At 38.1% G+C, this 333-nt stretch carries 1 protein-coding gene; it reads right to left on the bottom strand.

From position 1 onward, the window contains the following. Positions 1-333, bottom strand: a 333-nt coding sequence (locus tag FC07_RS14315) for an IS30 family transposase (protein WP_157050176.1), incomplete at both ends; no start/stop codon positions are given.

Raw genomic sequence — 333 nt, 5'->3', positions numbered from 1 at the left:
CTGGTTAATTTGGAGTAACGTCGTCGTTAAATCTTGAGCACTAATGTGCTCAAAACAAGTCCCTTTAGGATAAAAATAACGTAAGTTCCGATTAAATCGTTCATTACTACCACGTTCAGCTGGAGTATAATTATGGCAGTAATAGGTCTTAATACCATATCGTGATTCAAGTGATACTAGACCACTAAACTTAGTACCACGGTCCACAGTAAAGCTGTGCACAGGACCATTAAAAATTGTTAGAAACTTAGTTAGTGCTTCATTAACAGTTGCTGTTGTCCGATCTTTTAACCGGTATGCCCAAAGGAACCGTGATTTGCGATCGATTAAAGT

The sequence above is a fragment of the Loigolactobacillus bifermentans DSM 20003 genome (assembly GCF_001434575.1).
Lineage (GTDB): Bacteria > Bacillota > Bacilli > Lactobacillales > Lactobacillaceae > Loigolactobacillus > Loigolactobacillus bifermentans.
This window is presented reverse-complemented; position numbering and strand designations above follow the sequence as displayed.